Annotated in this window: 12 protein-coding genes; 2 read left to right on the top strand and 10 right to left on the bottom strand. The window is 50.9% G+C overall.

Annotated features, from left to right (window positions below; all coding sequences use genetic code 11):
- The 3 genes from MKX76_RS04110 to MKX76_RS04100 all read right to left on the bottom strand — a co-directional run bounded on the left by MKX76_RS04110 (window position 1) and on the right by MKX76_RS04100 (window position 4,325).
- On the bottom strand, window positions 1-498 hold the full coding sequence (locus tag MKX76_RS04110; protein WP_007128608.1) for a PTS sugar transporter subunit IIA: 498 nt from the start codon (window positions 496-498) through the stop codon (window positions 1-3).
- Window positions 498-1,385, bottom strand: a complete 888-nt coding sequence (locus tag MKX76_RS04105) for a BglG family transcription antiterminator (protein ID WP_007128609.1) — start codon at window positions 1,383-1,385, stop codon at window positions 498-500. Before MKX76_RS04105 ends, MKX76_RS04110 begins: the two co-directional genes overlap by 1 nt.
- A 246-nt stretch (window positions 1,386-1,631) precedes the next feature.
- The gene (locus MKX76_RS04100; protein WP_341033039.1) at window positions 1,632-4,325 is read right to left on the bottom strand and encodes a CHASE3 domain-containing protein; all 2,694 of its coding nucleotides are present in this window, start codon (window positions 4,323-4,325) and stop codon (window positions 1,632-1,634) included.
- A gap of 214 nt (window positions 4,326-4,539) precedes the next feature.
- On the opposite strand from MKX76_RS04100, the gene MKX76_RS04095 reads away from it, so the two are divergent.
- On the top strand, window positions 4,540-5,127 hold the full coding sequence (locus MKX76_RS04095; protein ID WP_007128611.1) for a cupin domain-containing protein: 588 nt from the start codon (window positions 4,540-4,542) through the stop codon (window positions 5,125-5,127).
- Between the two features lie 116 nt (window positions 5,128-5,243).
- Here the strand turns inward: MKX76_RS04095 and MKX76_RS04090 are convergent, their stop codons facing one another.
- On the bottom strand, window positions 5,244-5,621 hold the full coding sequence (locus MKX76_RS04090) for a DivIVA domain-containing protein (protein ID WP_007128612.1): 378 nt from the start codon (window positions 5,619-5,621) through the stop codon (window positions 5,244-5,246).
- Window positions 5,622-5,845: 224 nt separating this feature from the next.
- On the opposite strand from MKX76_RS04090, the gene MKX76_RS04085 reads away from it, so the two are divergent.
- Window positions 5,846-6,400: a TraR/DksA C4-type zinc finger protein gene (locus MKX76_RS04085; protein ID WP_007128613.1), complete on the top strand. Its 555-nt coding sequence runs from the start codon at window positions 5,846-5,848 to the stop codon at window positions 6,398-6,400.
- An 81-nt stretch (window positions 6,401-6,481) separates the two neighbouring features.
- On the opposite strand, the gene MKX76_RS04080 is transcribed toward MKX76_RS04085, so the two are convergent.
- The 6 genes from MKX76_RS04080 to MKX76_RS04055 all read right to left on the bottom strand — a co-directional run bounded on the left by MKX76_RS04080 (window position 6,482) and on the right by MKX76_RS04055 (window position 13,291).
- Window positions 6,482-7,021, bottom strand: coding sequence for a winged helix-turn-helix domain-containing protein (locus MKX76_RS04080; RefSeq protein WP_244152653.1), 540 nt, complete (start codon window positions 7,019-7,021; stop codon window positions 6,482-6,484).
- A gap of 106 nt (window positions 7,022-7,127) precedes the next feature.
- Complete coding sequence (locus tag MKX76_RS04075; RefSeq protein ID WP_341033038.1) at window positions 7,128-8,405, bottom strand: MFS transporter; 1,278 nt, start codon at window positions 8,403-8,405, stop codon at window positions 7,128-7,130.
- Between the two features lie 308 nt (window positions 8,406-8,713).
- Entirely contained in the window at window positions 8,714-9,745 is a 1,032-nt protein-coding gene (locus MKX76_RS04070; RefSeq protein WP_213616994.1) for a Gfo/Idh/MocA family protein, read from the bottom strand.
- Between the two features lie 46 nt (window positions 9,746-9,791).
- The gene (locus MKX76_RS04065) at window positions 9,792-10,154 is read right to left on the bottom strand and encodes a helix-turn-helix transcriptional regulator (RefSeq protein ID WP_007128617.1); all 363 of its coding nucleotides are present in this window, start codon (window positions 10,152-10,154) and stop codon (window positions 9,792-9,794) included.
- Window positions 10,155-11,266: 1,112 nt separating this feature from the next.
- A complete protein-coding gene (locus tag MKX76_RS04060) occupies window positions 11,267-12,475 on the bottom strand; it encodes an acyltransferase (protein WP_341033037.1) in 1,209 nt (402 codons plus the stop codon).
- Window positions 12,476-12,742: 267 nt separating this feature from the next.
- Window positions 12,743-13,291, bottom strand: a complete 549-nt coding sequence (locus tag MKX76_RS04055) for a general stress protein (protein WP_341033036.1) — start codon at window positions 13,289-13,291, stop codon at window positions 12,743-12,745.
- Between the last annotated feature and the right edge of the window lie 68 nt (window positions 13,292-13,359).

Raw genomic sequence — 13,359 nt, 5'->3', positions numbered from 1 at the left:
TTAGGAATTAAGGGTGATGCTGAGTACGGGATCCGTGCCTGCAGTCACATTTCCTGTATGTCCTTCCACGGAAGCCGACAATTCATCAGCATTCGTAACAATGATCGGAGTCACGGTTGGATAACCCGCCGCCTTGATGGCCTCGATATCGAATTCAATCAGCGTTTGGCCGGCTTTCACCGAATCCCCGACATTCACATGGCTGGTATAGCCCTCTCCCTTCAAACCGACGGTGTTAATGCCGATATGAAAGAGATACTGCAAGCCGGTTGCTGGATCTTCCAGCATTACCGCATGCTTCGTTTTAATGACATGCGCCACCGTTCCGTCAAATGGAGCGATCAAACGCCCCTCCGATGGCTCGATTGCAATGCCCTTACCCATATGTCCAGCTGCAAACGCCTCATCCGGCACCTCCGACAACGGAACGGCCTTTCCGGATAATGGAGCTTTCACCTGAATAGCAGTAGCGGTCTTCTTCTTCTTCCAACCAAACATTATGATTCCTCCTTGAGTTGATTCTTCTGCTGCAATCGGCCCGTAAACAGGCGATAAAGATGCATGGCCAAAAAGCAGACCTCCGCTTCCGGCACTTCCTTGCCAAGCTCCCGCTCCATCATGGCAGCAAGCTCTTTGGCCAATTCATATTCATCCGCAAATTTTGCGCGGATCTGCTCCGCAAACGGGTTATCGACATTTACATCCTGATTCAATATACGGTCGACCGAAAAGCGAAGGTGCATAAGCAGCCGCACGTAATCCATGCTTCCCCGGTCGAATCGGATCCGTCGCTTTGTCTCGATTTGCTTCACAAGTGCACCCACCACATTGGAAGCCTTCACGAGATGGCCTACAGGCACATGGCTGACCGCCGAATAAACGTGATAGGTCAAGAAACCAATCTCATCCTCCGGTACGGTGATATGAAAGGCCTGTCCGATAAGCTCTGCCGCTTTGACAGCAATTTCGTATTCCTTAGGGAAGCTGATTCGGGTCTCTTCGAGGAAAGGGTTGATGATATCCATCCCTTTTCGGATCCGATAGACGGTAAATTGGATATGGCTTGGCAAAGCCAAGTAGACCTTGTCGTTTAAAGTACCCGGGAATTCCTGCACAATCATATTCAGAATCTGATCGGTAATGTCCATCACCAACGGATCAAATTCCTCGAGCAAATGATGGGCCTGGCTCCATTGCTCGCGGTCTTCCAGCTTAAAAAGCTTCTCGATCCGGGAATCGCTTGCAGAAATTTCCGCTCCAGCTTTGATCCCGAAACCGATTCCTTTGCCAAGGATCACATATTCGGATTCTTTCTTGCCGCCGGTTGCCATGACGACATTGTTACCGATGACGCGAATAACCGTAAACGATTCGAGCCCGCTCATAGACTTCCCCCTTTCCTTAAAGTTTAACAAAAGAGCCTCGAAAGGATGCATGGGCAGCATATTAAATAAGCCAAGAAAAGACGTCCCCGAAGGATGTCTCTTCTTGGCTCATGCCCTGTTAAGGTAACACGCCGTCTACCGTCTAGTTATGACTCCATCATAAATCAAGCGCAATGCATTCGTCAACATGCGACAAGAACGCACATGTTTTCTGAAGGCCCCGGACACGATTAGAGCCCGGCGCCTTCAGGCTCCTTGGTCCCCGGTTAATTCTTTGATTGCGGCAACGACCTTCTCCATACGTACCGGCTTCATAATATAACCGTTCGCCCCGTATCCCAGATACTGATCCCGGTCCATCGCCCTTGCGGTCATAATAATGATCGGCAGGTCCGCCCAATCGGGATTGCTTCGAATTCGTTTCAATGCCTCCACTCCGTCCATCTCCGGCATGACGATATCGAGCAGAACGAAATCGATCTCCGGATGCTTTTCCAGAAGCTCCAGACATTCATATCCGTTCTGAGCCGTGTATACGGTCATGTGAAGATTCTCAAGCGCATTGGTCAATCCGTACACATTGCGGATATCGTCATCCACGATCAGCACGGTTTTGTGCTCTAGTTCCTTTAGACATTCCGGCTCCTTAACTCCGGTCGTCTGATAGTCCTGCAGAATCTCCTCACTCCGGGCTGCAGCAGCCTCAGGCATAATAAAGAGGCTTTCGACCGTCTCGGAATCCGTTACGAGCGGAAGGTATAAAATAAATGTGCTCCCCTTGCCCTCCTCGCTCTCGACGGTGATATAACCGCCCAGCAGCTTGGCCAGGTGAAGGGAAATCGAGAGTCCGAGACCCGTCCCTCCGAATTTGCGCGCCGTCATCTCTTCCCCTTGGTGAAACGCCTCAAAGATCGAATGAAGCTGATTCGAGGCAATACCGATTCCCGTATCCTCCACCGAGAAGGCAATCGCTTCTCCGGTGATCATGAAATCGGAAGTCACGATGGAGTTCATCTTCGACACGTGCAGTCGTACACGGCCGCTCTCGGTAAACTTGATTGCATTGGACAACAGATTACGAAGAATTTGATGCAGTCTCAGCCCGTCGCTGTAGATGATATCCGGTAAGTCGTCGTCCATTTCGATCACGAAGTCCAAATTTTTCGACTCCGCGCTTTTGGCGAAATATCCCCTCATTTGCTCTGGAAGCTCCGTGAGATTGACCAAATCCATATCAATCTGCATCTTGCCTGCCTCAACCTTAGATAGATCGAGGATATCATTGATCAAGTTCAATAATTCACTGCCTGAGTTATGAATGACTGAAGCATAGTGCTGCTCTTCTTCCGTTAAGTTTCCGTTTTTGTTCTCGGATAAAATCTGCAAGAGGATGAGCATGCTGTTCAGCGGTGTTCGAAGCTCATGCGACATATTCGCCAAAAATTGCGATTTATATTTCGAGCTCTGCTCGAGCTCCTTGGCGTAATTCTCCAGCTCTTGCGCGGCAATGAGCGCCGCTTCCTTCTGGGTTGCGAGCTTCTCGTTTAGCAGCTGCATTTCAACCGTATGGGTTTGCAGTTCTTCCGTTTGGGTCTGCAGCTCTTCGGTCTGGCTCTGCAGCTCCTCATTCAATGTCTGCGATTCATGGTACAGCTGCTGGATTTCCATTTTGCTGCGAATCGAGTTCAGCGAGATGCCCAGCTGATGGGTTAACTGCTCCAGCAGCTGCATCTCCAGCGCATCAAGCGGCCGGAACATGGCCAGCTCAATCACGCCGAGCACCTTATCCTCGAAGAGAACGGGAGCCAGGAGCAGCGTGGAGGGCTCCGCATCGCCAAGCCCGGATTCGATCCGCACATAGTTTGGAGGAATATCATCGAGGATGATCATCCGCTTCTCCAGCATGCACTGCCCTACCAAGCCTTCGCCAGGGAGGAAGCGGTCTCGCACCTTATCCCACGGTTCACCGTCAGGATCAGCGAATGCGGCTGCCTTGACCAGCTCCGGACCTTTGCGAACGATAAATACCGCACCATACGGCAGATTTAGAATAGAAGCCAGCTTATGAATATAAAAACGGGAGGCCGTCTCCACCTTATCCGCAGATTGCAGCAGTGTGGACATGACGTTGACATGGTCCTTCGCCCAATTTTGCCTGCTGACCAACGCCAGCAGCTCATTGGTCGTATCCGCCAGCTTGCGAACCTCATCATGGGAATGAACTTGAACTCGCTGCGCGAGACTGCCTCCCTTGACGATATCCGAAATCATATGCGTCACCTGCAAAATTGGCCTTACAATGCTCTTGGAGACGAACCAGGCGGCCCCGATCGTAATGAAAGCAGCCCCTGCCCATAATGCATACATCGTATACAGCAGATTGGTATTGCTATGTCTCATGTCATCGATGCGGGCGGCGGTCAGCTCACGCTCCGTTTTACGGAAGGATAAGAACATGTCATGGATCGAATCCATCGCTTGCTGTCCGGGATCATTGATGAAGAAGTGGAGGGCTTCCTCATCGTGCCCAAGCTGCTTCAATTGAACGGCCGGTTGGCCTGCTACTTGTATCCATTCCTTGATGTTTTCCTTGATATTCTCGAGATGATTCGCCTGCTCGGCATTGTCGCTAATTAGCTGGTACAGCTTATTGTAGTTGATCTGCCATGCGGTTAACGCATTATTGAACGGTTCGAGATAATCCTCGTCCCCTGTAATGACATACCCCCGCTGGCCGGTTTCCATCTCCAGCATATTCTTCTCGATCTCATGCGTTAGATTGTGGACCTCGATGTCATGCTGCTCGATAAAATCCGCTTCTTGCTGCAAGGAGGAGATGCGATCCGAGACGATCCATAAAAAGGCTCCCAGACACAGTAAGATCAGCAAGTATCCTAAAACGATCTTGATGCGTATGTTGATTTTCAGGTTGTTCGACAAACAGCCAATCTCCCCCATCTTCATCAGAATAAGTCTGTCCCTATCATCATAGTAATTGTTATGAAAATGGTTTACAAGGCAAAACCTGCTTGGAAAACGGCAATGTTACTTTAGTCGTAGGCAGTCAGATTTAGATCGTTCGCAGCCACTGTAAACCATGCTGGCCGTGTTCCAGCCGCTCTTTCGGCTGTTGCGCATAAGGAGGCTTATTCGTGTGACCAACCATCATTCGCCTGAAAGCGACATGATTCCAACCAGGCATGTTTACCATCCGAGACGTATTGCCGAAAGCCCTTCGGGAAGGGGGCGTGCGGACGTATCTTCGGCGCAGCTTCCGCTGCTGCGGGGAATGGCCATGTCCGAAATTCATCTGGATCGCGGCGGCGGCCTTCCTCCCCACTGGCATCCGGATACCGATGAGCTATGCTACGTGATTCAAGGAGAAATCAGCTACCATCTCCACGATCCGGACAGAATGCAGGAGCGTTCATATTTGTTGACGTCCGGACAAGTGGCTCACGCTCCGATCGGATGGCTTCACTGGATTACGGGCTTTGCTTCAGGTACCATTCTTCTGCTTGTTTACCGGACGAGCAACCCGCATCAGGTGGAAGCGGCAAGGATATGGAGCTTGTCTTCACACGACGGGTTGTCCGCCGAGAAGCATCCCGTCAAGGAACACCCGCTGCCATCACCGGTCCCGCTTATGAGCCCGCCTGAAGTCCGGGAGTCGCAAGCCTCATCAGCGCCGGCGCCCCCCGCACTCTTCATCCCGAGATCCAACAAGAAGAACCACAAATAGCCGTTCATCGGCTGTTTGTGGTTCTTTTCATGAAAAGTATTCGTATTATGTAAGGAAAATCTAGACCATGGGCGTCACAGCAGGATCAAGCTGATGCTGACCGCCGGGGGTGGCCCTTAGTCAATATAAAAGCGTTGCTCCGGCCGGATTTGCTTCTTCAGGATGCGTAAGTCCGCCTCCAGTCTGGCCACCGTCTCTTCCAGTTCCACAGGATCCAGCAAGGGCCGCTCGGGCTCGGGCTTTACTCCCGCCTTCAAATCCCTAATAATAATTTGCTGCTCCTGCCATTTATCCATAAGATCCGAGATCGTAGCATAAAAACGTTCGTAATCCTTGATCACTTCGTCCAGGAAGGTATCCACCTCCTGCTGGTCGTATCCACGCAGCTTGGTTGAGAATTCTTTCTCATGGATAGACAAAGCGTCCAGTTGAATGCCAAGCTGCCGGAATAACTTTTTCTGTTTATCCAATCGGCGTTTCATGTGTTCATCCATTGTGATTTACCTCCAAATATTGGTACGGCTACTTAAGCAATCGGTATCTCCCTATCTTTTTTTATATCATATTCGCCGTCGTGATTAAAACTGTCCGGGGCTTTTTTGGAGAAAGTTCCAAAAACGAATGGACATGCCGTGAATCATCCCAAATGATTGTTCAGGCCCGATTTCGGGTATTGTCATACAAGAAGCATTTCATCAGATCGAGAGGAGCGACTATCATGAATGCCAAGACGAAACAACAATATGAGCAATTGAAGCAGCGCATGCTTCAGGACAAAGCGCGTCTGGAGCAACAGCTCTCCGATCCGGATTCCGTATCCGGGGAATCCCTTCGGGATTCTACCGGCGAGCTCAGTGCCGCCGACAATCACCCGGCCGACACCGGAACCGAAGTGTTCGAACGCGGACGCGATCTGGCCATCGAGGAATCGCAGCACATGGAGCTGGAACAAATCAATGCAGCCTTGGCTCGTATGGAACGCGGCGAGTATGGGCATTGCACCGTATGCGGCCAAGAGATCCCGCTTCAACGGCTGGAAGCAGTGCCTTACACGGCCTACTGCATCGACCATGCACCGAATCGGGCATTATCGGATGACCGCCCGGTTGAAGAGGATGTCATGACAGCTCCGCCATCAGGCGCAGGCATCAACCGGCAGCGTATGAGCGGCAGGTTTGATGACGCCGATGCTTGGGACGCCGTGAACGATTACGGCACGTCCACTTCGCCGGCCATGTCCGTAAAACCCGGACAAGACGATTACAAGAACTAGGTTATGCCGATCTTTCCCGCATTAGAAGACAAAGCTGACACCTGCACGGTCTACAGGTGCCAGCTTTTGTGCTGTGGTATATTACTCAATGGAACGGATATTCGTGGCAAAAAACTCGTATTCTTGATCCGCTTCGCTGCGTTTATTTTTATAAGGCTCCAGCAGCTTATCCAGCTCCTTGAACAGATTTCTGGCCTCATCTTCGGTCATATACAGCGTCGTATTCGTCAGCATCGAAGTTGACTCTTCATCGTTGTTGAGGTATTTAAAGAACCGCTCCCTGTTCTGATTGAACAGCTCCGACAGCAGCTTATTGGTCTCGGAGCGGATCAGCTCCTTGATGACCGGCTCTTCCGTATCGTTGCCGCGCTTGATCCGGATCGCACCAGCAAATGGCTCGTAGTATTTTGCAATGATACCATTAATCTCTTTGGTCGAGACAATCTTGACCAGCTCGATTTTCTCCAGCTTTTTCATATGATAATGAACTTTGGCGGGCACATCCCCCATCCGGTCCGCTACTTCCTTAACGGTGGCCGGACGGCCCATTTTGTTAAGTACGTTCAAAATTTGGAGTCGATATGGATCCGAATATATTTTTATTTCTTCCAGTGTCGTCAAATCCTTACTCTCCACACCGAACACCTCAGCTTTGCAAATTTCGTTCCTCTCATTATAGGCCTAGAAGCTCGAAATTACAAAGCGTGTCATTCATTTAGATCGTCACCTAGATCGCACGGAAGCTCTTCTTGCGGAGCAGAAACATGACGGGCAGCATCATGACGATCCCCATAATCATAAACAAGATTGGGGGCGGTTGGTGCTCCGCTATGACCCCTGTGATAAAGCTGCCGACAGGAATGGCTGCCGTACACAGTACCGACATCAGCGCACCGACTCTCCCAAGGAGGGCTTTCGGCGTCACTTCCATGATGTAAGTCGAGATGGGAGTATTTAAGATGGTTACGGCAACGCCCGCCAGGAACATACATCCAGCAGCCGCTTCGAGCCGAAATGCCGGCAGATTGCCCGGGATGCCTAATGCGAAGTAGCTAAGGCCAAGCAGAATGGAGCCTGCTATGATCAATGTGCTCTTTTTGAAAGACTTGCCGTAGCGTCCCATCCAGATGCCGCAGCAGACCATCCCGATCAGAAGAGAACTCCCCAATACGCTCATTCCCCCTGCGCCTACCCCCAGCGTTTCTTTGACGTACACGGGCTGCAGCACGTTCAAGGGTGCAAGACAGAAATTGTTGATCATTGCAAGCACCGTTGTGATGAGAAGCAAAGCGTGCTGTTTGACGAAGGCAAGCGCTTCCCGGATATCACCGATCACTGACCTCTTCGCCGGTTCAGTAACCGCAGGACTTCCGCTTTTCTCTGCTGCTGCCTCAGCGGCTTCCGGATTCGGCATGAATGCGATGATCAACGCCGCGAAGATAAAGGTACAAGCATCGATCAAGATGGTTCCCGAAATTCCGATCAGGGCGATGAGGGCCCCCGCTGCGGATAATCCGATTAACTCGGCGCTGCGGCTGATCGATGTGGAGAAGGAGTTGCCGGTCATCAGCTTATCATGAGGAAGCAGTCTCGGCACGATCGACATTTCCGCGGGTCTTGAAAAGCATTCCAGCGTGGAGTTGATAAACGTAATGAAGAACAAATGCCACACTTCAAGGAGTCCGAAGGCAAATAGAACCGCTGTAATGGACACCATGATACCACGTCCCAGATAAATCACGATGAGTACACGCTTCTTCACCCATCGATCGACGAATGTTCCGGTAAACAGACTGAACAGCAGCCCGGGCACAAAATTAAAAGCAAACAACGACCCCATTAAGAGCTCCGATCCTGTCAGCATATAGACCATCCAGCTGTATGCGATGGAATCCAACGAATCACCAAATCGCGTAACCGCTTGGGCGGTCAAATACAACAGATACGGCCTATGGCTCAGAAGCTGGCTGAATCCTCTCTTTTCTAACACGGCGGCATTTTGCATACTTTTTCTCCTCTTCGATTTCGAATTGATAACTTCCCTTTTAAATCAGGCATCGTAAAAATCTTTTACAGGGACAAGAAATTCCTTTTAAAGGCACCAGAAAATCCTTTTAAAACACAAGAAATCTTTTTAAAAGCACAAGAAAATCCTTTTAAAAGCAAAATAATCGCTTTAATGGCAACGTTAAAAATTTTGGATCCGTTAAAATATTTTTATCGTTAAGTTTATTTTATCGATTGTGGAGAAGAATGCAATAGGCAAAAAAAATAAACCGCCAATGCAGCGGTTTAAGAATGTAAATCTATTGATTATGCATGGAATGGCTTGTCTTCTACCGGCGGGATTTCGATACGCGACGACGTTCGCGCGGAACGAAGGCAGGCCTCAATCGCCCGGATGTTCCTTATTGAATCGTCAGGTCCATAAGGCAATGGCCTACCGTCCATAACCGCGGCAGCCATGGCATCCGCCTGCAGCGCAAAATGGTTGTATATGCCGACCTTCTCTTCCCGGCTCCCCTTCGGGGTATGAATGCAGATTTGGGACATATGCTCCATGCGTTCCCATCCGAATGCGCAAGGAAGCTCAATTCTTCCTTCGGTTCCCGAGATCTCAAGCGAACATCTGGAATACGTCCACATCCCGCATTCGAAGGTTAGCCCAAGCCCGCTTCCAAACTCCATCATGCCATGCACCATCATATCCACGCCGTCATGCTCTTCGGAGAAAAATGCGTGGGCCGTCACGGCCCGAGGCTCCTGGCCATAGATCATTCGGGCAGCCGAAATCGGATAGCACCCCACATCGTAAATCGAGCCTCCGCCCATTTCTTGGCTGTAGCGGACATTTCCTTTATCACTCGCATTATTGAAAGTAAACGAGCCGTGGATGCCTCTAAGCTCACCGATTTCACCGCTCTCAATTATTTCGCGTACACGTGCATGCTTCGGGTGATAGCGGTACATGAACGCTTCAGCAAACAGAACATCATGGGCTTTGGCCACCTCCGCCATTTCCCTGACATCCGCTTCAGTCAATGCAGCCGGCTTCTCGCAGAGCACATGCTTTCCTGCCTCAGCAGCTTTAATGCTCCATATCTTATGAAGGTGATTGGGCAGCGGAATGTAAACCGCGTCAATATCGGGGTCATGCAGAAGCTCGTCGTAGGAACCGTAATGTCGATCAATATGATAGCGCTTGGCGAGCTCGGCCGCCTTCTCTTTATTGCGGCTTGCGACGGCTTTCACCTCACAGCGTTCCGATTTCAGGATGCCAGGTATCATGGCATTTCGTGCAATTCGAGCGGTGCTCATAATTCCGAATCGCAATTTCCTGCTCATATGGCCATTCCTCCTTCGGATCATCGTTGATGTTCGTGACTATTGACTATCCAAAATTATCGCTGACCGCTTTATGAAGAATTCCCAGGCATCGATCCAGATCTTGTTTGACCTGCTTTTTATACAGCTTGGCCTTCTCGACTCCTTCGTCGGTGAAATGGTAGAGCACGATTTCTTGAAAATCGACACGCGGATCATTGCCCTTCAGCTGCTTTGTGCGATACAGCACGCCTTCTTGTACAAGCTCATGCAGTGCACGGTAGATTTCGCTCTGCGGCGGCGAATAGCCATGATCTTTAAATTGCTGGCGCAGCTCCTCCAGCATCTGATATCCGTATCCCCGCTGCTGCTCTACCATCGTAATAAGATAAACCTTGATAAAAGCACGCTGCGCGATCATAAAAGCCATTCGAATGCCTCCTTACTGTCCGGTTCTCTTCCCGTTTGTTAAGATATCAGAAAGTATAAGCTTCGAAGGATCTGCTGCCTGATATCTCAAGAAAAACCACCGCTAAACGCGGTCTGTCTACATTGAGAGTACCTCGATAGACGTTTTTCTTATTTTCCATTATAACCCACAGTTTCCCAGTCTGCACAATAGGAGGCATCCCCTTCTTTTAACCAAAATAAGGTGGATTGAAACGTGTTGAGTAGGGATTGGGGAGGGCTGATGCGAGGATGTAATTTGTGCATCTCACTATTGTGAATTTTTCATATGTTGAAATTATTATGGTTTGCATCTAGGTCGGTAGTTCGGATCACGTTGGTTCTCGCGTCACAGACATCGCCTGCTTGCTTGGTTGCATGTTAACTTGGTAGCTGGTTAGGTCATGGTTTGTCTTCAATTTACTTGCTCGGTTGCTTATTATCTTGCTTGGTTGCTTAATTACTGGTTGGTCGAGCAAGCAGGTAGTTCGGTACTTGGTTGGTTGGTGCGCTGGGGGCCGTTGGCCGAGGTAAGCAAGGCCTGGTTTGAGACTTGTGGGAACCGTAGGGGCGTTGGCGCCCTGGGCGCGCCGGAACGGCAAACAAGTCCCCAAAAGGGACTTGTAGGGGCCGTTGGCGCCACGAAACGGCAAACAAGTCCCCAAAAGGGACTTGTGGGCGCCGTGGGCGCCCCGGAACGGCAAACAAGTCCCTAAAAGGAACTTGTGAGCGACGTGGGCGCGCCGGAACGGCAAACAAGCCCCCAAAAGGGACTTGTAGGGGCCGTTTGCGCCACGAAACGGCAAACAAGTCCCTAAAAGGGACTTGTGAGCGCCCTGGGCGCGCAGAAACGGCAAACAAGTCCCCAAAAGGAACTTGTGAGCGCCCTGGGCGCGCCGGAACGGCAAACAAGTCCCTTAAAAGGACTTGTAGGAGCCGTGGGCGCGCCGGAACGGCAAACAAGTCCCTTAAAAGGAACTTGTGAGCGACGTTGGGTTGGGGCAGAGCGCTGGTGGCGCCCCGCAGATGCGCTGCCCCCAGGCAGTTATTTCTCGTTTTATACGTGTGAGGAACTATATACCACGGGATGCGTAACTAAACGCCGGGGGCTTGCCCAGCCTGAGCATTCGGCTTGAGCCGGCGCGGCATATCCGGGGGATGCGGCTGCGAGCGTCCCTTTCTTCCCGACAATCCGACCAGCCATTTTCCAAAAGGCAGCTTCGACAGCACATAGGTAGCCCCATATGCGGCCGCCGCACTTATGAACCATGAAGCGGCGATTCGAACAGAAGGTGGCGCGAGCAGCAGCAGGCTTTCATCCACGCTGTAGCTGAGACGCAGTGTCAGAAGGTGCATCAGGTACGCCCCGTATGAGTATAAGCCGATGGAGGTCAGCGACTTGTTGAGCATCTCCCCGCCATATTTACAGATCCATCCAGCCGCATCATACATGACGATGATCGAGCTGATCAAAAACAACGCCATTGACGGCCGAAGCAAAGACAGCGAATAGAAGGTAATACCGCCTTGTGCCCCCCGGATTTCAGACACCGCTTGGATGAGCATCCATCCGAACAAAAAGGCAAAAACGAGCCAGTTCAGCTTCCGGTATCGGCGAATCCATCCCTTCCACTCCTGCTGATACAACCCGGCGGCGGCTCCTAGCGTAAAGTAAAAAAAGTAGTATAGCGCATTCCGGTCCGCATAAGTCGTAAACAGTTCACTCCAAACGGGAATCTGAAGGCTTCCCATCCACTGGCCGATCTCGCTAATCCCGCTGATGAGCCATAAATACAGCCCTCCCGACAGGAGCAGAAGCAAGAAACCGATGGGGCGGCTCTCCTGTGCTTTCACGCGAAGGAAGGCAGGACGAAATAGTGGATACAGCAGATACATCTGAAACAGCATGATGATGTACCAAAAATGCGAGCTGGACTTCCCGGTGATCAGAACATAGCCCAGATGCTTCCAATCCTCCAAAACAAACGGGTTAAATCCCGAATTCATCAAAATTGTAACGACAGTCCACACAGCAAATGGAATATAGATATCGCCAAAGCGTTTTTTAATGAAGCGACCATAATGAAGATGTCCACGATCGTTGTAAAATAGCACTAAACCCGTAATAAACACAAACACAGGGACTGCAAATTTGGTGGCCATGAGCAGAATCGCCATCAAGATGCCGTCATTAGCCGTCATTCCGGGTGCAATCGAATAATGGGCAATCGAGTGTTGAAGCACGACAGCCAAAAAGGCGATGCCCCGCAATCGTTCAACCTCGGGTATTCGTTCTCTAGCCATAGCTGCTCCCCCCAATCCGAATTCTTTGCTGACCTCATTTATTCTAAGGGAGCGGGTTCGTCCGAAGCCAATCCAATAAGTTCCAGATGACTGCCCATCGCATGCCCGCTGCTCGCAGCCTCCCTTGCATATCCCGAATATCCGCAAACAGCAGCCAATTAAGATGAGCTTCAACCCTTAATTAACATAAAAAACTGTCCACCAGCAGAATAATCCACATAGGGGACAGTTCCTTTAACTCACTTCAAGAGATCCTTTCAGTTCACTTCATAGATTCGTTCCGCGCGGGGGTAAGGAAGCATCCACCTCGGGACCGGCCTGTCCATATCGATCCGCATTCATCGCATCCGAATCACGGAAGATATCGTAAATGCCTGTATTCTCTTGATCGGCATCAACAAGCACCAGAATACGCCCCTCCTCAACATAGGACTCGTACTCCCTTGCCTCCTCCTCGGGTATGCCAAGGCCGATAAAGCCGCCGACCAGGCCCCCGGTTCCGGCTCCTACCGCCGCGCCGGTTAACACTGCGGCAATGGGGCCCGCAGCGAGGATCGGTCCGATGCCCGGGATCGCCAAGGCGCCAAGGCCAGCGAGCAAGCCGGCGGTGCCGCCAAGAATTCCTCCGGTTGCCGCACCTGCAGCCACACCTTCAGGTGCCATCGTGCCCGTCTGCTCAGCTAATTGGTCCGCGTCCCGTTGGTCCTTCGTAATGATCGAAATCGCTTCGCTCGGAATCCCGTTTCGCTGAAGCCGTTCAATGGCCTGCGCCGCTTCCTGCTCTGACCGAAACACGCCCGCTACTTTTCTCTCCATGCCATTGCCTCCTTCATCAGGTTATTTTCTTATCATTACCCGATGAACCCGGTAGCCAAACGTCTGAC

Origin of the sequence: Paenibacillus sp. FSL R5-0810, assembly GCF_038002285.1 — a bacterium.
In the GTDB taxonomy this organism is placed as follows: domain Bacteria; phylum Bacillota; class Bacilli; order Paenibacillales; family Paenibacillaceae; genus Paenibacillus_AQ; species Paenibacillus_AQ lactis.
Note: the sequence above shows the minus strand (reverse complement) of the source record. Positions and strands in the feature narration are given on the sequence as shown.